The following is a 19,992-nucleotide window of genomic DNA, read 5'->3' as shown; positions in this document are numbered from 1 at the left end:
CTGATTAATTAAACTAACCTGTCTGATATTCCTATAACTGAATCTTCATCAGACTTCTGGAAAGTTCGTCTATTTTATGCTTAATACTACTGTCTACTACACGGTCACCGATTCTTATTACCATTCCGCCAATAAGACTTTCATCAACCGAATAATGCATCTGGAAATCAACATATCCTGTAGTTTCTAACAGCTTCCCAGCAACAGCCTTCTTCTGTTCATCAGTGAGTGGCTTTGCTGTGCTTACATAAGCAATTCCTATTTTCTTGTATTCGAGAACTCTCTTTCGAAAATACTCAAGTGTATCAACAATCTTTTTCTGTCTGTCCTTTGAGACCATGGTTATCAACAAACCTGTCATATCTCCTGAAACAAACTGAGAGAAAATGTTATTAATAAGTCCTTCCTTTTCTCCCTTTTCAACTTCTGGATGATTGAGCAGTCTGCCAAACTCCGGATTATCATTAAATGCTTCAATGACAGCCCCGGCCTCATCATACAGAGAATCCACCCTGGACTCTTCTACGGCAAGCTCAAATAAAGCATCACCGTATGTTGCTTCAATTAGCTTAGCCATGTTTTCTCACCCATTTCATTCAAAGTCTCTTCAATAAGAGCATTGCTGTCCTTCTCATCAATAGATCTGGCAACTAACTTAGATGCCATAACAGCTGCTACAGTTACAATCTGCTGTTTAACCTCATCAGCAACCTTCTGCTTCTCAAGTTCAGCTTCAACATTAGCTCTTTCTATAATTCTTGCTGCCTCAGCCTTGGCTTCATCAATGATTTTGGTCTCATTGTGCATAGCAGTCTTTCTTGCATCACTAAGAATCTGTTCTGCCTCCTTGTGGGCATCCTTTAACTTAGCCTCATATTCTGCTTTAAGGGCGCTCGCTTCCTTCTTATCGTTCTCAGCGTTCTCCCTGTCACTTGTTATCTTGTCTTGTCTCTTCTTTAACATATTCCTTACAGGATTGAAAAGAATAAATGTAAGTAAAAGAAACAGTACAAATACATTGACTGCAGTTACTGCTGCATCAAAAAGGAGCTGCGGATCCAGACCGAATAATCGTCCATCAGCCGCTATGGCAACAAATGTATTTCCTGACAAATTCAATTGTAGGCCTCCTTTCTATTATCTTCGCACCTCTTCTTAGTTTCCGAAAGGCTTAACGAACATTAAGATAATAGCTACGGCAAAACCGTAAAGACCTGTTGTCTCGGCTACGGCCTGTCCAAGAAGCATTGTTGAAGTAATATCAGACTTAGCTCCCGGGTTACGTCCTACTGCAGATGCACCATAACCTGCTGCGATACCCTGACCAACACCAGGACCAACACCTGCGATCATCGCAATACCTGCTCCAATTGCTGACATAGCACTAATAAATTCACTTCCTGAAATATTCATTTAAAAATCCTCCGTCTAATAAAAATATTTGCCGTTAATCGGCTATCTTGTCGTTAACATAAACCATAGTTAACATGCAGAATACATACGCCTGAATGCAGCCTGAGAATAAATCAAAGTACGCATGCAGAACTGCCGGGTATGCAACTGTGAATGGACTGAGCAAATCATATATCAATCCCATAAGAACTGTTCCTGACATTACATTACCGAAAAGACGTAATGATAATGATAACGGAACTGCAAATTCACCAATAAGGTTAATCGGGAATAAAAACCATATCGGTTGGAATAATGCTGTAAAGTGCTTAATCCTGTTCTTCTTGATACCATTAAACTGAACCAGTATAAATGTTATCAGACCAAGACACAGAGTAACACCATAATCAGCCGTTGGTGGTCTTAACCCAAACAGACCGGATATGTTAGATATTATTATAAACAAGAATAATGTGGATATATAGTTCACAAACTTGTTGGCATTCTTACCCATAATACCATCAACCATAGTGCCTAACATCTCAACGATGATTTCTATGACATTCTGGAACATTCCCGGTGTATCTGAAGCATCGACTTTATTAATCTTAATCCTTGCTATTACAGCCATAACAAGAATAAAGACTGATACCAGCAGCAGAGCCACATGTGTTGTGTCAATGTTCAATGAAACGCCATTCAGCTTAAATGTGTACAGCGTCTTAATCATGAAACTTGAATCTCCGGCCACCATCGTAGTCAAACTCTCGCTTCCCACCTACTCACTCTCCTTTTCTATTATATTTTTATCAGTCTGAGGAAACTCCCCAGTACTGTTTTCCCCTTTTGCGGACCTTTTCTTGTCCAGTAAAGGCGACAGATATGCCGCTATCTTCTCTGAGAACATGCCAATAATTGCACACAGCAAATCTCCTGCCTTAAAGATATACAATAATGCAAGCAGTATTATCATTACAAGAAATCTTACAATGTACCCAAATACAAGTGTTGAAGACTGCTTATGCCCGCCATACACAACCTTTCGTATAGTAAAGCTTAAATGAAATGAACTGAATACAGCATATAAACATCCCGCAAGCAGTCCCACTGCACACATTATCTTATTCGGAACAGCAATAAATATAATTATCTGAGCAACAACAAGATAAATACATTCTATAAGCAGCATTCCCGGAAGAGCTTCATTAATATCTTTAATTCTTTTTAACATAAATCACCTCTTAATTTCACTGGAATCTTTTTCCTGCCTCTTTCTGTATTCCTCTACCTTTCTGTCGATTTCATCCTGCTGTGCCTTATCTTTCTTAAGCTTCTCCTGTCGTATTGTGTCCATTGCCAGAACATATGCATTTCTTGCACCTGCTGCCATCCCAATAAAAAGCAGTGGAACCGTAAACCATGTTCCAAACCTTTTATCAAGCCATATTCCAAGTGCCAGACATAAAAATGTTGGCACCATCACACATATAGCGAGCTGGGATATCAGTACAATATTTCGTAATGCTTTGCTATCATTCTTCATATCATGTTCCTCACAAAAGTCTGCATTAATTTTACCAATTTATAGGTATATTTTTCAACCCTTTTTATTGAAATTTAATTAATCTGCTGATATAATTTTGTCATTATATTTTGTGTATTATTAACTATACCCGAAAAGGGGGATTTTATATGCCTACATTATACAGAAAAAGACTTATTCCTGATGAATGCGTTAATCTTAAGGACGATAACATAATATTCTTAGATTCTGATACTATTGTGACCAGTTGGAACACATTCCGTCCAAAAGCTGAATTCACACATGGAACATCATATTATGTTATTAATGAAGGGTTTAAGATAAGCAAATTCTATAAAGCAGACAACTCTCTTGCATATATCTATTGTGACATTATTGACACTTCTTATGATGCTGTCTCTGATACATATATATTCACAGATCTTCTTGCAGATGTCATAATTGAGAATAACGGGCGCGTCCGTGTTGTCGACCTTGATGAATTAGGCGATGCACTTACAGAGAATATTATAAGCTGTGAGCTTATGTCTGATGCGCTTCACAAGCTTAACAAGCTTCTTACCGCCATCTATAACGGTACCTTTAATGAATACATCAGAATTCTTGAATCACATGAATAACAAGTTCTAAAGGGTCTGGAAACCTTATTCGTTTCCAGACCCTTTTTTACATGTCAATTGTTATTGTGCGACCTGTTCTTTCATACTTGTAATATCTGACACCTGCGGCATTAAGCATTCTCTTTGATGCAATTACAGATGCAGTATCTGCATATTTGTCACAGTCATATACAACAGTCTTAATTCCTGCCTGAATAATTGCTTTCGCACACTCATTGCATGGAAAAAGTGTTACATAAAGCTTGGCATTATCAAGGCTTCCGCCTCTGTAATTAAGAATCGCATTAAGCTCACTATGAGTTGTATAGAAATACTTATTATCTTCACCATCTCTGTTCCATGGAAACTCATCATCTGAACAGCCTCTTGGCAATCCGTTATATCCCATGGACAATATCTTATTATCCTGGCTTACTATACACGCACCAACCTGTGTATTGGGGTCTTTGGACCTCATACCGGAAAGTGTTGCAATTCCCATGAAATATTCATCCCATGATATATAATCTTTTCTCTTATCACCCATTTATTAATCCTCTAACATGCTGATTCTTCTTATATGTCTCTCATCATTAGAAAACTTGGAATCTAAAAATGTATCCGCTATTCTAAAAGCAAGCTCTGGTCCGATAACTCTTGCACCCATACACAATACATTGGCATTGTTATGTTCCTTAGTAGCCTGTGCTGAGAAGCAGTCGCTGCATAACGCTGCTCTTATTCCCTTAATCTTATTAGCGGCCATGCTCATTCCAATCCCTGTTCCGCAAAGAAGAATTCCTTCCTCACACTCGCCCGAAAGAATAGCCTCAGCTACCTTCTTGGCATATACAGGATAGTCGCATGAATCCTTAGTATATGTGCCATAATCCTTACACTCAACACCTCTCTTCTTAAGATGTTCTATAAGCTGCTCCTTTAGTTCTAATGCTCCATGATCACAACCAATTGCTATCATTGTTCTTCTCCTTTATCTTCTTTTTCTTCTGACAACCCATCCAGATACTCTGCAACCTTGCCAACCAGCCTGCATATCATTTCAAAACATGCATTATATTCCTCAATGCCTTTTCCATATGGGTCTTTAATGTCCTGTTCAGGCTCTCCTGCATATTCACTCAGAGTATATACATTAATTGCCTCACTGTATTCATCATATATCTTCTGTTTCATATGCGAATTCATAGCCAGTACAAGTGTATCATTTCCGAAATCCTCATTCAACAACTGTTTTGCTGAATTGTTCGGAATTATCATATTATGCTTGGCTGCAACAGCAACCGCCTTCGGATTATATGGTTCTGGGAAAAGCACCACCATCCCTCTGGATTCCGATATAATATCCTGTTTAAGATTAGCCATAACAGTTGCCGCCATCGGACTTCTGCATGTATTTCCATTACATACGAATATCACCTTGTCAAATGTGTTCATAGGAAATCCTCATATCTTCATTAATTAAAAATATATTAATCCAGTTTAACTATTTTATGCCCGGCTGCCTTGATAAGTCTGTTCATAACAGCCTGTCCCACATTCTTTGTCTCAAAACTTTCTGAGTAAACATACTCTACTTTCTGCTTGTCAAAGTCCCTTAATATCGCATACAGGTTTCTTGCAACACTCAGCTCATCATCCTTATGTCCTGCTGAAACAATATCATTGCATATATATTTATCTTTTGTCTCATCAGTTGCCATAACTGCACATCTGTGACCTTCTGCTTCTTTTTCTGACACCTGCCTGTTAATATACTGGACAACCTTTTCATGTGGACCTTCAACAATGGTCACATCAGCATTAGGTGCATAGTGCTTGTATTTCATTCCCGGTGCCTTAGGTATCACGCCTTCTTTAAGGCTTCCCATAATTGCCGGATCAATTATTGTTTTTCCAATAGCTTCCTCAAACATAGCCTGTGTAATATAGCCAGGTCTTAATATAGTCGGTACTTCCTCACTAAGATCAATAATCGTAGACTCCACACCTATATCTACAGTATCATCCTGAATAATCATATCTATTCTTCCAGATAAATCATTAATTACATGCTCTGCCATTGTTGGGCTTGGCTTTCCTGATGTATTGGCACTTGGTGCAGCTATATATACTCCTGAGCTTCTTATAAGCTCTGCTGCAACAGGGTGGCTTGGCATTCTTATCGCAACCGTTCCAAGACCCCCTGTTATAGAATCAGGTACTTTATCCTTTTTCTTAAGAATCATTGTAAGCGGACCCGGCCAGAATTTTTCTGCCAGCACAAGTGCCTTATCTGGTACCTCTTTGGCTAAATCATATAATGCATTAACATCTGCAATATGCACTATAAGCGGATTATCAGAAGGTCTTCCCTTAGCAGCATATATCTTGGCTGAAGCTTTCGCATCAAGTGCATCCGCACCAAGTCCGTATACAGTCTCTGTAGGAAAAGCCACAAGCCCTCCCGCTCTTAGAATCTGTCCTGCCTGTTCATATATTTTCTTATCTTCTTCTGTGTGTGTTATCTTCTTTATTATTGTTTCCATAAAACCTTTCGCCAGCTTTCATTACTTCATATTCATCATCAGATATTCTATTATACCACAATACAGAGCATCAGCCACTTTTTCCTGATATTCTTCCGTACACAGTCTCTGCTCCTCTTCTGGATTAGACAAGAAACCACACTCTGATATAATTGTCGGAAGCTTGGAATGAAGCAGTATGTAATAATTAACATCTGACTTAATCTGCCTTGTTGTACCTAACTTCTCACCAAGAATCCCTTGCATTATCTGTGCTATTCTTTTACTTTCCTCAGACTTCTTATAATAAAATACCTGTGCACCTTCTGCCTTAGGTGTGACATAACTGTTCTGATGGATACTAATTACCATATCTGCACCACTGCTATTGATTATATCACATCTTCTTTCCAGGTCAGCTTTCTTTTTACTCTTATCGGACTCCACACTTAAATCATCATCTGTGTCCCTTGTCATAATAACATTAATCTGAGCATCTTCAAGCCGTTCCTGTAATTTTTTTGCAATTGCAAGATTAATCTCTTTTTCATTTGTTCCCGCAACCCCCACTTTACCTGGGTCTGCGCCACCATGCCCACTATCAATAACGATACATTTTTCAGAAAAATTAATATTCATCTCAATGACTTCACCATCACCTGCATCATCTGACAAATGTTGTCTTTCCTGCACATCTTCACTTTCTTTGCTGCCTTTGCCACTGGCCTTTAATGGCAGAAGTACATTGGCTGTCATGTAGACAGCAACAAGTAGTATTATTGACATAAACGGCAGAAGAAGTGTCCTGCTTATATCAGCTTTTTCTGGCATAACAACTCCGAAACCTGTAATTCTTTACTAATTTATTACAGAAGGTTTATGCATATTACTTTTATTTATTATATTTGCTGATAACTGGCCATACTGATGACTTCTCAAGACCTAATTTCCAGCCTGCAACACCTGCCACATTATTTTCCTGTATAACCTGCATCTTGGCCTCTATTGATTTCTCTTCTTCAAACCATATCTGTCTTGTGGCATTTCCCACAGTATATGAAGCAACATACTGTCCACAGTCATCATTCCACAATGCAACCTGTCCGTCACTGTTTAACTGGTCAACTGCTGCCTGCATACCAACAGCCCTGCTTGTCGTGTTTCCATCTGTTGTTGTCCATATTCTTGTATAAAATGGAATACCTGCTATTACATGTTCCTTACCAACAAGCTGTACTGTATCCTCAACTGCCTCCTTTACAAATGGAAGTGAAGCTACAGAACCGGCATCTGTTCCTGCATAGTGTTCATCATATGCCATTACAATAACATAATCAACGAATCTTGACTGTTCTTTTAAATTATAGCATCTGTTATATGCCTCTGGCTTATAGTTATCTGTTGACAACACAAGACCTTTTCTTTCACAAGCAATCGACAATTCTCTTACAAACTGCAGATAATCTTTGGCATATGCACTCTTAATATTCTCACAATCAAGATTAATTCCGTCAAATCCATATTTTTCTGCATCATTAATAAGTGTATTAACCATGTTGGTTCTTGCCTTCTTACTTGAATAAAGTGCAGCAAAATCCACATTTGTATCAAAATCACTTACAAGCGCCCATACATCTGTCCCCCTCTGATGCATTTTATTGACCAGCCCGGCCGATGCATAACATGACATATTGCCTGATGAATCTGTAACCGAATACCATGTTGGTGCAAGCACATTAACACCTGACGCTGTAGCAATATTATTGTCTATTCCTGAATTGCCAGCCACTCCGCTTACCTGAAACCAGGCAAGCGTAATCTTATCATCTTTCATATTATAATTATGAGTCTCATAATTCTTTTCTTCTCTTATGTACGCAAATGTATCTGATGCCTCTGATTTCTTTATATATCCTGTATAACCTGTCGCTGTTGTCACCTTTATCCAGTCGTCAAGGTCATCCTCGTACACTAATCTGTCCCCCTTCTGCACATACTCAAGGACAGGACTTTTGATTCCACCTCTGTATCTTACAGCAGTCTTTTTCTGTGCAGTTACATACTGCTTTTCTTCTCTTTCGAGAGTTATGTTAATCCTTTCCGGCTCATTGCCATATTCATATTCACAATCTGTATGCTCTGCAACATATTCCCAGTTGACATAACATTTTCCCTCTGATTCCACTACAACAGAATAATCTGTATTGTATGTCTTACCTGTATCGTCCGTATATACATTTTCGCCTTTCTTATATGTATACATATATTTCGAATCCGAATATAATACTGCGTCACTTTCTGTATCATAATAAAATCCGACGTTAATATTATCTGCTATAAATTCCTGTGGAAGATAATACCGGCCTTCATATATAATTCCAGTATCTGGATACAGTTCTCCATCTATTATAACAAAAACCTTATCCGTATTCCTGTCTATGCCATAATATGTATAACCACTCATCTTCTCTTTGGCAGGTGTATATCTCACTATAATAAACATTACTGCCACGACAATAATCAGTACCAATGCCGCCGCTGCAATAGTAATTCCCTTAATCCTTTTATTAACTTTTATTTTCATCTGTCTGCCTTTCTTATTCACTACAATTATAATATTGTACCACCTGATACAATACCGTTGCAAGTAAAGGCATACCTTTATCACAGATTTTCCATAATAAAGATATGCCCTGAACTTAATCATACACTACGCAAAAGGAATCAGATAGGGCATGATTTGCGATATATTTTCTTTTAGACCTTTAAATCAGACATAAATGAAATTTTAAGTTACAACCTGCTTCAAAGCCTTTATGGCACTTCCCCTCATCTCAAAAGGGTTTTCCTCCATAGGTGCTTTATATGCTCTGAGTTCGAATTCACGTTCCATGCTCCTTGCTCGTTTTTCCTGCCACGTAACTGAAACTATAGGCATGTTTTTAACACTGTAGATTCTTCTTATCCGCCCCAGTCTCTTTATACATTCTCCATATTTCCATGGAACCATTGATCCAACAAGAATACGGCATTCGCAAGACATAACATCTCTTAAGCCATCTGCAAGTTTTTCTTTCAGGCCAGCAAGATTAATCTCTACTATAACCACGTCATAATACTCTGATATAACATGGACGAAACCTTCTCTTACACCTCCAAAGAAGTCTATCCCCTTATATGAAAACCCCCGTCTGCTGCCAGCATAATTCCTGACTTTACCAACCTGTTCTTCCTCTTTGATTCTGTCAAATGAATCATCAAATCCAGCACTTACTATAGCTGTTTTCAGATGCAGTCCGTTAGAAAAATAATTAGCAAGCATGATACCAAGCTGCGTTGTTCCGGCACCGCTGCATAAACCAATCAGTCCGACAGTCTTATAATTCATAGCCGCTTCATCATTATCTGCTTTTCTTTTTCTTAACCCCTTTAAAATATCTGATACTACTAATCTTCTCATATAACCTGCCAATACACTCCTTTAATCTATCAGGTCTGCAATCTTCCCATAATTCAGAAAGGTTATCCTGTAAGAAATCATTCATTGTTTCGTCAAATATAGGATTATCCTCGCACCAGTCATATATGCATGGCTCACGATAACATTTTTTACCTTTCAGCATATCTGTTAATTCATAAAACTGTGTGGCACTTACAAGATTCAGCATATAAACCCTGTCTTCTTTTAGTCTTCTTAACCTTTTATTCTCTTCGCATATATGCTTTCCAGTCACACAAACTTCTATATATGCATAATTCTCAACAGCAATATCCATAATATCCTTATCATTTTCCAGCTTCCGCATACTATGTCCTGAATCAACAAGAATAATATCCGTTTTCTGCACACTCACCGATATTGCTCCATTATAATCTGGAATTATCCTTATGCCCTTATATATATAAGAGCCATCTTCCATAAGTCCGTTTTTTAAAAACGGCGGAAGTACACGCCTGTTTCCAGACCTGTCAACGACAACGCAACTAATTCCATTTTTCTTAAAAAAATGTGCCATACACATTACCGTATGCGTAGTTCCTATACCTGCCTTATCCCCTGCAACCTGTACTATATAGGAGTGTTTTTCAATTGTACCGCCACTTCTTCTCATTATCCCCTGCAACTCATTCTTTAATAATGTAACACTGCTGTACCGCAGTCCCCATTGATGATGAATTGATTTTTCAATAACATGATACAATCTTGAATACCGCATCGGTATCCCTGCTAAATTATGGCCCTTATCGGTCTTAATATGACCATGTGAGACCATAAAAAGAATTACCATTCCCACACTATATACATCTGACTGCGTCACAGCATACTCTCCACTATACTGTTCCGGTGCAGCATACAACGGACTTCCGCTATCAACTGACACTCCGGCATTACCTGCAACCGCATTGTCAAAATCTATTAGTTTAACTTTTCCGTTAATATCAAGCATAATATTATCTGGCTTAATATCCATGTGTAATATTCCATTGCCATTAAAACCATGAAGATATTCCAGTATACAACATAATTCAACGCCAATACGGCATATTTCATGAACACTCAGATTGCCGCCAGCACCTGTTTCATCATTAACATATTGCCGCAAAGATTTACCATCAATATATTCTTCAATAATGCAGATACTACTATTATCTTCTCCAATATTCTGTTCAATATCATAAATAACCGGGATGTGGGGATGTTTCAAATTCTTTATCAGATGGGCTTCCTTAAGCAGCCTGTCGGCCTCATACTGGTTACCCGAAAATATCTTGGCTACACGATATACATCAAGTATCCGGTGCCTTACAAGATAAACTTTAGAATGTCTGGAACAAGATAGTTCCCTTATGATTTCATATCTGTCGTAAAATTCGTTATACACCTCCTCTTACGGCGATATATGAAAAACATCTCCTAAACAGATATTACAATATAATAATTTAATTTTCAATATATTTTAAAAAATTTTTTATATTTATTTTATTCATGTGTTATTCCACCACCTTTACATATCCACAAAAAGTGGGTATTATATCTTTAATAAATAATATTAATGTAATATAGTCAGAGGTGGCTTATGAAAATAGAAAGACTTAATGAAAACCAGATAAGATGCACACTTAACAAATCTGATCTGGCATCAAGACAATTAAAGATCAATGAGCTTGCCTATGGCAGTGATAAAGCGAAAGAACTCTTTCGTGATATGATGCAGCAGGCTTCATATGAACTTGGTTTTGAGGCGGAAGATACTCCTTTAATGATTGAAGCAATTCCTGTCTCTTCTGAGTGTATTGTCCTCATTGTCACAAAGGTTGATAATCCGGAAGAACTTGATACAAGATTTTCACGCTTCTCACCATCTGATTCGGATGATGATAATTTTGATTTTGATGATATTGAAACAATAGAAGGTACTGATTATTCCGATTTCTCACTGCCAACAGCCAATGAAGAGCTTGACGAATGTGCTGCCACAGATGAAGAAGGTCTGCCTGAAGATGAACTTATGAATATCTTTAACCGTGTTAAAGAATATTTCAATAAAGATTCTGACAATAAAGCATCCCAGTCCTCTCCTTCCCAACCGTCTGGCAAAGGAACTACGGACAGGCCTGAGCACATGGAATCTGCTAATATATCACGGGTATTTTCATTTTCTTCACTTGATGATATAACTAATGCTGCTTGTATTATAGATACCTTTTACAAAGATTCCAATTCAGTATATAAGAATCCTTCTGACAGAAGATACTATCTGTGCATCTCTAAAACCAAATGCAATTCTAAGGATTTCAATAAAGTCTGCAATATTCTTTCTGAATATGGACAAAAGGAATCTGGTTTTGATAATCATATAGGATTCTTTGCTGAACACTGTGAGTGCATTATTGCTGAACATGCACTTCATATATTACGCAGATTGTAATCACCGGTTATATATAATAAGAGGCTGTGGATTTAATGGTTTTCATCATTAAATCCACAGCCTCTTATTTTTAACCATTATCCAATAGACTGAAGATAATTCTGAATCTCCTCAATAAGCATATCTGGATCAATACCATGAACCATAGCAGCTTCCTCTAATGTCTCGCCTGCTGATGATGGGCATCCAACACAATGCATACCAATTCCCATAAGAATAGGTATAATTCCTGCATCTATCTGAAGAGCTTCTCCAATTGTAGTGTCCTTCGTAATTCTTGTCATACTGACCTCCTGTTATTAGGTTAATATTATCGGTACTTTTGTACCGCTCAACATACCTACTATAATATTGCCCCGGATAAATGTCAATAATACACTAATTTTACTTTATTATTCTACCTCAAGTTAGTTATACCTAACAATAATAATATATTTTATTGATAAAAATTCATATTGAATTTTATCAAAGCCTATCGTATAATATCACTAAAGCGACTGCCAAGGCAGTTAATAAAGAGATTATTAAGGAGGATATATACTATGGCATATGTAATTAATGATGATTGTATCAGTTGTGGTGCTTGTGCAGCAGGATGTCCTGTTGAAGCAATCAGCGAGGGTGCTTCTCATTACGAAATCAACGCTGATGTTTGTGTTGATTGTGGTGCTTGTGCTGGAACATGTCCAGTTGGCGCTCCTAACCCACAGTAGTCTGAACAAGATACAGATTAACGTTCACCAGATGGTGTTCAATGTACCTGAATGGTACTTACATAAAACCCCGGACCAGTTTAATACTGATTCGGGGTTTTCCTTTTTTAGCTTGTTCAATTACTGTCTTAAGTCTCTTGAAAGATCTGCAAATCTTGTCTGTTCCGGCAGCCATGCCATCTTAACAGTTCCAATAGGACCGTTACGCTGCTTGGCAATAATAATCTCTGCAATACCCTTTTGCTCTGTATCCTTGTTGTAATAATCATCTCTGTAGAGGAACATAACAACGTCGGCATCCTGCTCGATAGCTCCTGACTCTCGAAGATCCGAAAGCATAGGTCTGTGGTCTGGTCTCTGCTCTACTGCACGGCTTAACTGCGAAAGTGTTACTACTGGTACATTTAACTCTCTCGCAAGTGCCTTTAACGCTCTGGATATGTCAGATACTTCCTGCTGTCTTCCTTCAGAACGTCCGCTTCCGCTGCCACTCATAAGCTGAAGATAATCGATAATAATAAGTCCAAGATTATTCTCCATCTTGTATTTTCTACATTTACTTCGTAATTCTGCAATTGAGATACCCGGAGTATCATCAATTATAAGCTTTGACTTTGCAATACTGTCTGCACCCTCAATAAGCTTACCCCAGTCATTAGAATCCAGATGTCCTTTTCTTATCTTGTCCGCATCTACTGTTGATTCCAGTGATAACATACGGTTTACAAGCTGGACATTTGACATCTCCAAGCTGAATACAACTGTTGTAATCTGCTGCTTGATAGCTACATTTTCAGCAACATTAAGGACAAATGCTGTCTTACCCATTGAAGGTCTGGCTGCAACAAGAATAAAATCTGACGGTTGCAGACCTGACAGATAAGTATCTAAGTCCTTGAACCCTGTAGGAACACCTGTTACAGCACCTTTAGTCTTTGCTGCCGCAGATATTCTGTCGAGTGCCTCAAGAACAACCTTATCAATAGGTGTATATTCCTTGCCGCCCTTATTCTTAACAAGCTCAAATATCTTCTTTTCAGTATCAGCAAGTATATCTTCAGTCTTTTCCTTGCCCGCATAACACTGATTGGCAATATCATCATTAACTCTTATTATATTCCTGAGTACTGCTTTTTCCTTAACAATACCCGCATACTGTCTTATATTGGCTGATGTTGGCACTGATGATAACAGCTCTCTTACAAACTCTATACTATAGACTTCAGCCGGTACATCTGTCTCCTTCAATCTTGCCTGCAGAGTAACTATATCTACAGGTTTTCCCTCGTTATTCATGTCTACCATTGTCTGGAACATAGTTCCATACTGCCTGTAGTAGAAATCATCCTGCCTTAAGATTTCAGCGGCAGTTATAATTGCCTGTCTGTCCAGAATCATTGAACCAACAACAGACTGTTCAGCCTCAATGCTGTTAGGCATCACCCGTGTTACCACTGACTCGTCCATAGTAATTCCCTTTCTTACAAATGTGTCTTAAAACTTATTTCTCAACAACCTTAACAGTCAGTTCGGCTGTTACATCTTTATGGAGCTTTATCTGGATAATATAATTACCTAAAGCCTTAATCGGCACATCAAGCTTCATTTTCTTCTTGTCAATATCAAGACCTAACTGTTTCTTAGCCTCTTCTGCAACTTCCTTGGTTGAAACTGTTCCAAATGTTCTTCCGCCTTCACCTGTCTTCATAGAAACAGTAACTGTGCACTCTTTAATCTTAGCTGCAAGCTCCTTTGCTGCTGCAAGCTCTTCTGCTGCCTCTTTTTCTTCTCTCTTCCTGGCTAACTTAAGGTCATTAAGATTCTTAGCTGTTGCCTCAATTCCAAGCTTTTTAGGCAGCACATAATTTCTTGCATAACCGTCATTAATCTTAACAATCTGTCCCTTTTTTCCTAATGTCTTAACATCCTCTAATAAAATAACATCCATTATATTTCACCATCCTTAATCATATTATCAAGTGTAAGCTTAATCTTATTAATTGCCTGGTCAATTGTACAATCAGTAAACTGTGCACCGGCAATACTTATATGACCACCACCGCCAAGTTTTTCCATAACAAGCTGTACATTGACTTCATCAATAGACCTTGCACTCACATATATCTTATCCTCGTAAGGAGTGATAACAAAAGAAGCTTTAATTCCTGATATATCAAGCAAATCATTGGCTGTCTTGGCACCGCCAACAGTTGGTGTGTCAATCCCATCACCATTAAATATTGATATTGCAAATGCGTCCTTATAAACTTCCACACGGCTTACAGCTTTTGCAATCTCCTTATATTCATTCATATTACTTCGAAGCATTTTTCTTACTCTTGTTACATCTGCACCATGTCTTCTTAGGAATGCTGCTGCTTCAAAAGTTCTTGGTCCTGACTTACTGTTAAATCCATCAGTATCAATATTAATTCCTGCATAAAGTGCATCTGCCTCAAATGCCTTAAGCTTAATATTATCATCAACATACTGTATCATTTCTGTTATCATCTCACTGGCTGATGATGCATATGGGTCAACATATGAAAGAACTGCGCCAGTAATTGTATCACTCTGTCTTCTGTGATGATCAAATACAACAACTGTCTTGCATTTTTCAAGAAGCTCAGGACACTCTGTTCTCTGTGGTCTGTTGACATCAACAACAATAACAACTGTTGATGCATTTATCTTAGAAGGCGCATCATCAGGCTTTATAAACATATCGTCCGGATACTCCTCCTTGTCTATGAATCTGTTCACAAAAGGCCGTACACTGCTTGTAACCTCTCCAAGAACAATGTGCGCCTCCTTGCCAAGCTTCTTGGCAATAACATATATTCCCAGAGCTGAACCAAATGCATCAATATCCGCAAGTGTATGTCCCATAACAAGCACATTACTGTTATTATCAAGAATCTGTCTCAATGCATGAGCTTTAACACGCACCTTAACTCTTGTATTCTTCTCCATCTGCTGGCTCTTGCCACCATAATAAAGAATCTTCTCACCATCCTTGACTACCGCCTGGTCTCCGCCTCGTCCAAGAGCAAGATCCATTGCTGCCTTAGCCACATCATAATTCTTAGAATACTCTGCCGAACCCGTTCCTATCCCCATACTTAAAGTAAGCGTCATCTCGTTACCAATCTTGATACTCTTAATCTCTTCAAGCAGACTAAACCTGTCCTGCATAAGCTTCTCTAAGAAATTATATCTGAATACAACGATATATTTATCCTTTTCCAGTTTTCTTACAATTGCTGAACCCGGAGAAAAATACTTGTTAACTCGCTTATCAATAAGACCTGCAAGAAGCGACCTTCTTACATCGTCAGTACTATCAAGGGCTTCCTCATAATTATCTATATACACAAGTCCCACAACGAACCTTTCATCCTTTAACTTCTGTATATATGTGTTAATATCTGTCTCATCAAAAAGATACATTACATACATTGAAGAATCCATGCTTTTCTCAATTATATCAACACCCTCTGCTATAAAATCTGCATCAATATTCTTTAATTCAGCCTTATAATCCCTGTCCTGAAATGTAAGTCTTATCTCCTTAAATCCAATTTCACTATCTGGGAATATACTTGGTGTAACTTCTGGAATAACAGTATTAATATTCTTTCTGAAATCTCTCTTAATGCCTAAGCAATCCTGCATTGCCTTATTAGTCCACATGACATTGCCGTTATTATCAAGAAGACAGTATGGCACACTGAGGTTATACAAAAGTTGCTTCTGAACCTGAGAATAATTGGATGCAAACTCCACTATTCCTGACATTATTCTTGGTCTCATATAGAAATACATGAGGCCGCATGCCATCAGATATATAACCATAAAAATGCTTACAACTGTCGCTGCTGTCACATTAACACAGAACATAATTGCACATATAATAATCAGAACCGCCCCAATATATAATGGCCATGCAAAAAACGACCTCAAGAGTCCGCTATATTTAAATGCTTTTTTTCCATATTTGTTATCTGGCATAACACACATCTCCATAATCGAATTAGAGTAATTATATCATGTATACAAATATACTACAAGTATGCTTTGTGCAAGCACATTCTGGATTGCACGGCTCACTGCTGCGGGCAGCTCATATGCCAGAACTTCGTTCTGGCATTGTCGCGGCGCTCCTCGAAAAGACATGGAAAGTTCTCAGTTCGTGCAAGCACGACTGGGAACTTTCCATGTCTTCTCTCATCGCTGCCCGCGCAAAAAAGCCGTAGCAGGTTTCCCTGCTACGGCTCGTAGTCTTAATATATATTAATCTACTGAATATGGAAGAAGAGCTACGTGTCTTGCTCTCTTAACAGCTACAGTAAGAGCTCTCTGATGCTTTGCACAGTTTCCTGTGATTCTTCTTGGAAGAATCTTTCCTCTCTCAGAAACATAGTGCTTAAGTGTAGCAACATCCTTATAATCTAATACCTTGTTGGCATCTGCACAAAATGCGCAAACTTTCTTTCTTCTACGCATTGGTCTTCTTCTCATCTGACCCTCTGGTCTCTCAGCCTTCTTATCTGGCATGGTTTTTACCTCCTATCTTAGTTGAAAGGCAAACCCTCATCATCTACTCCGTCAGGAATAGCCATAAATCCATCTCCAGCCGCCTGGCTTGGTTCTGGTCTTGATGGTGTGTACGCAGCATAACTAGAGTCTCCTCCATTACTTGCTGCTGCGGATTTGCTTTCTGCAAATTCCTGTTCTTCAACAACTACATCGGTTGTATAAACTCTCTGACCATCTTTGTTAGTATAACTACCTGTCTGGATTCTGCCAGTAACAACAATCTTAGTACCCTGATGAAGATACTTCTCAGCGAATTCTCCTGATCTTCCAAAAGCAACACAGCTTATGAAATCAGCAGACTGCTCATTATCACTGTTTCTTCCACGTCTTCTGTCTACAGCCAATGTATATCTAGCAACTGCCATAGAACCGTCTGCATTCTGTGAATATCTTACATCTGGTTCTCTTGTCAGTCTTCCCATTAAAATAACTTTGTTCATACTTTATCTCCTCTTCTATAAAGAGTTGTAAGTCAAACGTCATCTTTAAAAATCGGGATTAATAAATTACTCTCCGTCTTTAACGATTAAGAATCTTAATACATTATCCATGATACGGATTCTGCTTTCAATCTCAGCTGGAGCAGTAGCTTCTGCTTCAAACTTAATGAAACTATAGAATCCTTCGCTCATATGCTGGATATCGTATGCAAGCTTCTTCTTCTCGCTTGTGCCTGGATCTGTAATAGTACCACCGAAACGAGTGATTAACTCATTAACCTTCTCGATAGTAGCTGTTCTTACTTCATCCTCGACGTTTGCGCTAACAACTAATGCTAATTCATACTTATTCATCTACGTCGCACCTCCTTCTGGTCTTTTGGTCCCTTCTATCCTTATACATAAAAATGTAAATGAAGGAACAAGGATTAAAAATATATCACAAGACAAAATCTTATCATATCCAGAAGTTAATTTCAAGCTTTTTTCAATTTTTTTGTATTTTTTTGTGCAAGTGATCTTTTTATAATAATTTCATGACCACATCCTAAGCATTTCATTTTAATATCTGCACCCGCTTTGAGAATCTCCCATTCGCTGCTACCGCATGGATGCTTTTTTTTCATTTCTACAATATCACCAGTTTCGTATGGAATAATTCCTGCCATTCAAAACCTCCGCTATATATTAATTAAATAAAATTCCTGAATACATCAGCAAGCGGCTCATTAATAAGAATGTCAGCCCTGCTGTCATAAGGAGTTGCTGATTTATTAATAAGAACAAGCTTGTCTCCACTGTAATAATCTATAAGTCCTGCCGCTGGATATACCCCAAGAGATGTTCCTCCTATTATAAGCATATCAGCATGTCTTATATAATTCACAGCATTTGTTATATTGTTATCGTCAAGACCTTCTTCATACAATACAACATCGGGCTTTATCCTTCCACCACATTCACACATCGGAACGCCCTCAGAATCGATAATCTTATCAATACCATAAAACTTATGACATCTTTCACAATAATTTCTGAGTACTGAACCATGCAGTTCTATTACATTGCAGCTACCAGCCTTCTGATGCAGTCCATCAATATTCTGTGTTATGACAGCCTTAAGTTTTCCTTCTTTTTCAAGCTTTGCCAATGCCAGATGTGTAATTCCTGGCTTTGCGTCAGGATATAACATCTTATCCTTATAGAATCTGTAAAATTCCTCTGGATATCTCTGATAAAAGGAATGACTGATAATTGTTTCCGGTGGATATTTGTATTTCTGATTATATAATCCATCTGGACTTCTGAAATCAGGAATCCCACTTTCGGTAGATACTCCCGCCCCACCGAAAAATACAATATTGTCACTCTCCTGCACTAATTGCACAAATTTATCAATATTATCCATTAATTACCACACCCAGAACATTACATTTATTGTTCTCAAGTTCATCAACATAATTCTCTGCTGATAATTCACCGAACTCGCTTTCCTCGTACATGATAACAGTTCCATCACAATATTTTGCTATTCTTCCGTCTACATCTGAGCTTAACACTATTCTGTCATATCTATCAGAATACATATCTATAAACTGTTTCATCATTGATTCTTCATCTTCTGATATCACACCATCATCTAATACTCCGGTAAATATAATGTCAAGCTGAGGATTATTCGTCTTACATATCAAATCATACATTTGAGAAGGTTTTTTTAAAAAATCTGCTACACCTTTCAGATTCTTTCCAAGCTTATATTTTCCGAGAAAAATCTCTGACATAATATCAGCATCGATAAAGAGAACTTTTTCTCCTGCACATACAAAACTATATGCAATTTTAAATGCTCCTATGCCATTCTTTGTAATAGCAAGGACTTTCCCGCCATTCAACTCTTTCTTTAAATTTTCTCTAAGTTCTTCATAACATTTTTTCTCATTATCTGTCATTCCGACAATCTTATCTATATTTACGCTGAACATATTTCTCCTCCTCTCCTGTATTACTTATATATTCTTCCTAGAATTACAATTTTGCTTACCGGTTCCACTTCTTCTACCGCTTGTTCTTCTTCTACCGGTTTCACTTCCTCTTCCGGCTGTTCTTCTTCTACCGGTTTTACTTCCTCTTCTGGCTGTTCTTCTTCTACCGGTTTCACTTCCTCTTCCGGCTGTTCTTCTTCTACCGGTTTCACTTCCTCTTCCGGCTGTTCTTCTTCTACCGGTTTTACTTCCTCTTCTGGCTGTTC

General features: G+C 38.0%; 28 protein-coding genes. 3 read left to right on the top strand and 25 right to left on the bottom strand.

The features are described from left to right. Positions 1 to 31: 31 nt before the first annotated feature. The 6 genes from atpH to GKE48_RS10800 are packed head-to-tail and all read right to left on the bottom strand — an operon-like array spanning position 32 to position 2,935. Positions 32 to 577 carry an ATP synthase F1 subunit delta gene (atpH, locus tag GKE48_RS10825; protein ID WP_012740152.1) on the bottom strand — a complete coding sequence of 182 codons (546 nt, stop codon included), beginning with the start codon at positions 575 to 577 and terminating at the stop codon, positions 32 to 34. Further along, positions 565 to 1,119 (bottom strand): F0F1 ATP synthase subunit B, encoded by a 555-nt coding sequence (gene atpF, locus GKE48_RS10820; protein WP_330375517.1) that lies wholly within the window; start codon positions 1,117 to 1,119, stop codon positions 565 to 567. Before atpF ends, atpH begins: the two co-directional genes overlap by 13 nt. A gap of 36 nt (positions 1,120 to 1,155) precedes the next feature. Continuing rightward, complete coding sequence (gene atpE, locus GKE48_RS10815; RefSeq protein ID WP_012740154.1) at positions 1,156 to 1,413, bottom strand: ATP synthase F0 subunit C; 258 nt, start codon at positions 1,411 to 1,413, stop codon at positions 1,156 to 1,158. A 34-nt stretch (positions 1,414 to 1,447) separates the two neighbouring features. Next, positions 1,448 to 2,170 (bottom strand): F0F1 ATP synthase subunit A, encoded by a 723-nt coding sequence (atpB, locus tag GKE48_RS10810; RefSeq protein ID WP_055216432.1) that lies wholly within the window; start codon positions 2,168 to 2,170, stop codon positions 1,448 to 1,450. Then, entirely contained in the window at positions 2,171 to 2,623 is a 453-nt protein-coding gene (locus GKE48_RS10805) for an ATP synthase subunit I (protein WP_022098974.1), read from the bottom strand. It abuts the gene before it with no gap. A gap of 3 nt (positions 2,624 to 2,626) precedes the next feature. Next, complete coding sequence (locus GKE48_RS10800) at positions 2,627 to 2,935, bottom strand: AtpZ/AtpI family protein (RefSeq protein ID WP_012740157.1); 309 nt, start codon at positions 2,933 to 2,935, stop codon at positions 2,627 to 2,629. A gap of 149 nt (positions 2,936 to 3,084) precedes the next feature. Between GKE48_RS10800 and GKE48_RS10795 the strand changes: the two genes are divergently transcribed. After that, positions 3,085 to 3,555 (top strand): ribonuclease FAU-1 family protein, encoded by a 471-nt coding sequence (locus GKE48_RS10795; protein ID WP_118009910.1) that lies wholly within the window; start codon positions 3,085 to 3,087, stop codon positions 3,553 to 3,555. A 46-nt stretch (positions 3,556 to 3,601) separates the two neighbouring features. Here GKE48_RS10795 and GKE48_RS10790 read toward each other — a convergent pair whose 3' ends face one another. The 8 genes from GKE48_RS10790 to GKE48_RS10755 form a co-directional block, all read right to left on the bottom strand. After that, a complete protein-coding gene (locus GKE48_RS10790; RefSeq protein ID WP_012740159.1) occupies positions 3,602 to 4,081 on the bottom strand; it encodes a deoxycytidylate deaminase in 480 nt (159 codons plus the stop codon). Between the two features lie 3 nt (positions 4,082 to 4,084). Continuing rightward, positions 4,085 to 4,513, bottom strand: coding sequence for a ribose 5-phosphate isomerase B (gene rpiB / locus GKE48_RS10785; RefSeq protein ID WP_022098972.1), 429 nt, complete (start codon positions 4,511 to 4,513; stop codon positions 4,085 to 4,087). Continuing rightward, on the bottom strand, positions 4,510 to 4,989 hold the full coding sequence (locus GKE48_RS10780) for an arsenate reductase/protein-tyrosine-phosphatase family protein (RefSeq protein ID WP_022098971.1): 480 nt from the start codon (positions 4,987 to 4,989) through the stop codon (positions 4,510 to 4,512). The genes rpiB and GKE48_RS10780 overlap by 4 nt, the downstream gene beginning before the upstream one ends. A 35-nt stretch (positions 4,990 to 5,024) precedes the next feature. Continuing rightward, positions 5,025 to 6,080 carry an L-threonylcarbamoyladenylate synthase gene (locus GKE48_RS10775; RefSeq protein WP_055216441.1) on the bottom strand — a complete coding sequence of 352 codons (1,056 nt, stop codon included), beginning with the start codon at positions 6,078 to 6,080 and terminating at the stop codon, positions 5,025 to 5,027. Between the two features lie 21 nt (positions 6,081 to 6,101). Next, a complete protein-coding gene (locus GKE48_RS10770; RefSeq protein WP_055216443.1) occupies positions 6,102 to 6,890 on the bottom strand; it encodes an N-acetylmuramoyl-L-alanine amidase family protein in 789 nt (262 codons plus the stop codon). A 61-nt stretch (positions 6,891 to 6,951) separates the two neighbouring features. Beyond that, positions 6,952 to 8,664 (bottom strand): glycosyl hydrolase family 18 protein, encoded by a 1,713-nt coding sequence (locus tag GKE48_RS10765; protein ID WP_173016923.1) that lies wholly within the window; start codon positions 8,662 to 8,664, stop codon positions 6,952 to 6,954. A gap of 183 nt (positions 8,665 to 8,847) precedes the next feature. Continuing rightward, positions 8,848 to 9,519, bottom strand: coding sequence for a hypothetical protein (locus GKE48_RS10760; protein ID WP_022098967.1), 672 nt, complete (start codon positions 9,517 to 9,519; stop codon positions 8,848 to 8,850). After that, a complete protein-coding gene (locus GKE48_RS10755) occupies positions 9,461 to 10,942 on the bottom strand; it encodes a protein kinase domain-containing protein (RefSeq protein WP_022098966.1) in 1,482 nt (493 codons plus the stop codon). The genes GKE48_RS10760 and GKE48_RS10755 overlap by 59 nt, the downstream gene beginning before the upstream one ends. 195 nt (positions 10,943 to 11,137) lie before the next feature. Between GKE48_RS10755 and GKE48_RS10750 the strand changes: the two genes are divergently transcribed. Next, entirely contained in the window at positions 11,138 to 11,989 is an 852-nt protein-coding gene (locus tag GKE48_RS10750) for an adaptor protein MecA (protein WP_022098965.1), read from the top strand. A gap of 77 nt (positions 11,990 to 12,066) precedes the next feature. On the opposite strand, the gene GKE48_RS10745 is transcribed toward GKE48_RS10750, so the two are convergent. Next, positions 12,067 to 12,273 carry a DUF1858 domain-containing protein gene (locus tag GKE48_RS10745; RefSeq protein WP_012740169.1) on the bottom strand — a complete coding sequence of 69 codons (207 nt, stop codon included), beginning with the start codon at positions 12,271 to 12,273 and terminating at the stop codon, positions 12,067 to 12,069. A gap of 258 nt (positions 12,274 to 12,531) precedes the next feature. Here GKE48_RS10745 and GKE48_RS10740 point away from each other — a divergent pair, with 258 nt between their 5' ends. Further along, on the top strand, positions 12,532 to 12,702 hold the full coding sequence (locus GKE48_RS10740) for a DUF362 domain-containing protein (RefSeq protein ID WP_022098964.1): 171 nt from the start codon (positions 12,532 to 12,534) through the stop codon (positions 12,700 to 12,702). Between the two features lie 120 nt (positions 12,703 to 12,822). Here the strand turns inward: GKE48_RS10740 and dnaB are convergent, their stop codons facing one another. The 10 genes from dnaB to GKE48_RS14590 form a co-directional block, all read right to left on the bottom strand. Further along, on the bottom strand, positions 12,823 to 14,169 hold the full coding sequence (gene dnaB / locus GKE48_RS10735; RefSeq protein WP_012740171.1) for a replicative DNA helicase: 1,347 nt from the start codon (positions 14,167 to 14,169) through the stop codon (positions 12,823 to 12,825). Between the two features lie 34 nt (positions 14,170 to 14,203). Then, positions 14,204 to 14,650: a 50S ribosomal protein L9 gene (gene rplI, locus GKE48_RS10730; RefSeq protein WP_012740172.1), complete on the bottom strand. Its 447-nt coding sequence runs from the start codon at positions 14,648 to 14,650 to the stop codon at positions 14,204 to 14,206. Beyond that, positions 14,650 to 16,713: a DHH family phosphoesterase gene (locus GKE48_RS10725; RefSeq protein ID WP_243138498.1), complete on the bottom strand. Its 2,064-nt coding sequence runs from the start codon at positions 16,711 to 16,713 to the stop codon at positions 14,650 to 14,652. Before GKE48_RS10725 ends, rplI begins: the two co-directional genes overlap by 1 nt. 282 nt (positions 16,714 to 16,995) lie before the next feature. Further along, a complete protein-coding gene (gene rpsR / locus GKE48_RS10720) occupies positions 16,996 to 17,259 on the bottom strand; it encodes a 30S ribosomal protein S18 (protein WP_012740175.1) in 264 nt (87 codons plus the stop codon). 17 nt (positions 17,260 to 17,276) lie between these two features. Then, entirely contained in the window at positions 17,277 to 17,741 is a 465-nt protein-coding gene (locus GKE48_RS10715; RefSeq protein WP_022098962.1) for a single-stranded DNA-binding protein, read from the bottom strand. A gap of 66 nt (positions 17,742 to 17,807) precedes the next feature. Then, positions 17,808 to 18,095 carry a 30S ribosomal protein S6 gene (rpsF, locus tag GKE48_RS10710; protein ID WP_022098961.1) on the bottom strand — a complete coding sequence of 96 codons (288 nt, stop codon included), beginning with the start codon at positions 18,093 to 18,095 and terminating at the stop codon, positions 17,808 to 17,810. A 122-nt stretch (positions 18,096 to 18,217) separates the two neighbouring features. After that, positions 18,218 to 18,409, bottom strand: a complete 192-nt coding sequence (locus GKE48_RS10705; RefSeq protein ID WP_022098960.1) for a DUF951 domain-containing protein — start codon at positions 18,407 to 18,409, stop codon at positions 18,218 to 18,220. A 23-nt stretch (positions 18,410 to 18,432) separates the two neighbouring features. Then, positions 18,433 to 19,149 carry an NAD-dependent protein deacylase gene (locus GKE48_RS10700; protein ID WP_055216452.1) on the bottom strand — a complete coding sequence of 239 codons (717 nt, stop codon included), beginning with the start codon at positions 19,147 to 19,149 and terminating at the stop codon, positions 18,433 to 18,435. Beyond that, the gene (locus GKE48_RS10695; RefSeq protein WP_022098957.1) at positions 19,142 to 19,726 is read right to left on the bottom strand and encodes a P-loop NTPase family protein; all 585 of its coding nucleotides are present in this window, start codon (positions 19,724 to 19,726) and stop codon (positions 19,142 to 19,144) included. Before GKE48_RS10695 ends, GKE48_RS10700 begins: the two co-directional genes overlap by 8 nt. A 20-nt stretch (positions 19,727 to 19,746) precedes the next feature. Next, a partial coding sequence (locus GKE48_RS14590; RefSeq protein WP_194173944.1) for a hypothetical protein occupies positions 19,747 to 19,992 on the bottom strand: 246 nt, incomplete at its 5' end.

This window comes from Lachnospira eligens, from assembly GCF_009680455.1.
GTDB classification, from domain to species: Bacteria; Bacillota; Clostridia; order Lachnospirales; family Lachnospiraceae; genus Lachnospira; species Lachnospira eligens_A.
The sequence above is the reverse complement of the archived record's forward strand: the minus strand, read 5'-3'. Positions and strand labels throughout refer to the sequence as shown.

Excerpts from the sequence above, each read along its gene's own strand:
- GKE48_RS10700 (WP_055216452.1), bottom strand. The coding sequence starts at position 19,149 with ATGGATAATATTGATAAATTTGTGCAATTAGTGCAGGAGAGTGACAAT.
- rplI (WP_012740172.1), bottom strand. The coding sequence starts at position 14,650 with ATGGATGTTATTTTATTAGAGGATGTTAAGACATTAGGAAAAAAGGGA.
- GKE48_RS10695 (WP_022098957.1), bottom strand. The coding sequence starts at position 19,726 with ATGTTCAGCGTAAATATAGATAAGATTGTCGGAATGACAGATAATGAG.
- GKE48_RS10790 (WP_012740159.1), bottom strand. The coding sequence starts at position 4,081 with ATGGGTGATAAGAGAAAAGATTATATATCATGGGATGAATATTTCATG.
- GKE48_RS10775 (WP_055216441.1), bottom strand. The coding sequence starts at position 6,080 with ATGGAAACAATAATAAAGAAGATAACACACACAGAAGAAGATAAGAAA.
- dnaB (WP_012740171.1), bottom strand. The coding sequence starts at position 14,169 with ATGGACGAGTCAGTGGTAACACGGGTGATGCCTAACAGCATTGAGGCT.
- GKE48_RS10705 (WP_022098960.1), bottom strand. The coding sequence starts at position 18,409 with ATGGCAGGAATTATTCCATACGAAACTGGTGATATTGTAGAAATGAAA.
- GKE48_RS10715 (WP_022098962.1), bottom strand. The coding sequence starts at position 17,741 with ATGAACAAAGTTATTTTAATGGGAAGACTGACAAGAGAACCAGATGTA.
- GKE48_RS10750 (WP_022098965.1), top strand. The coding sequence starts at position 11,138 with ATGAAAATAGAAAGACTTAATGAAAACCAGATAAGATGCACACTTAAC.
- GKE48_RS10805 (WP_022098974.1), bottom strand. The coding sequence starts at position 2,623 with ATGTTAAAAAGAATTAAAGATATTAATGAAGCTCTTCCGGGAATGCTG.
- GKE48_RS10740 (WP_022098964.1), top strand. The coding sequence starts at position 12,532 with ATGGCATATGTAATTAATGATGATTGTATCAGTTGTGGTGCTTGTGCA.
- GKE48_RS10770 (WP_055216443.1), bottom strand. The coding sequence starts at position 6,890 with ATGCCAGAAAAAGCTGATATAAGCAGGACACTTCTTCTGCCGTTTATG.
- rpsF (WP_022098961.1), bottom strand. The coding sequence starts at position 18,095 with ATGAATAAGTATGAATTAGCATTAGTTGTTAGCGCAAACGTCGAGGAT.
- GKE48_RS10745 (WP_012740169.1), bottom strand. The coding sequence starts at position 12,273 with ATGACAAGAATTACGAAGGACACTACAATTGGAGAAGCTCTTCAGATA.
- atpE (WP_012740154.1), bottom strand. The coding sequence starts at position 1,413 with ATGAATATTTCAGGAAGTGAATTTATTAGTGCTATGTCAGCAATTGGA.
- rpiB (WP_022098972.1), bottom strand. The coding sequence starts at position 4,513 with ATGATAGCAATTGGTTGTGATCATGGAGCATTAGAACTAAAGGAGCAG.
- GKE48_RS10760 (WP_022098967.1), bottom strand. The coding sequence starts at position 9,519 with ATGAGAAGATTAGTAGTATCAGATATTTTAAAGGGGTTAAGAAAAAGA.
- GKE48_RS10780 (WP_022098971.1), bottom strand. The coding sequence starts at position 4,989 with ATGAACACATTTGACAAGGTGATATTCGTATGTAATGGAAATACATGC.
- GKE48_RS10800 (WP_012740157.1), bottom strand. The coding sequence starts at position 2,935 with ATGAAGAATGATAGCAAAGCATTACGAAATATTGTACTGATATCCCAG.
- GKE48_RS10725 (WP_243138498.1), bottom strand. The coding sequence starts at position 16,713 with ATGCCAGATAACAAATATGGAAAAAAAGCATTTAAATATAGCGGACTC.
- GKE48_RS10795 (WP_118009910.1), top strand. The coding sequence starts at position 3,085 with ATGCCTACATTATACAGAAAAAGACTTATTCCTGATGAATGCGTTAAT.
- atpH (WP_012740152.1), bottom strand. The coding sequence starts at position 577 with ATGGCTAAGCTAATTGAAGCAACATACGGTGATGCTTTATTTGAGCTT.
- rpsR (WP_012740175.1), bottom strand. The coding sequence starts at position 17,259 with ATGCCAGATAAGAAGGCTGAGAGACCAGAGGGTCAGATGAGAAGAAGA.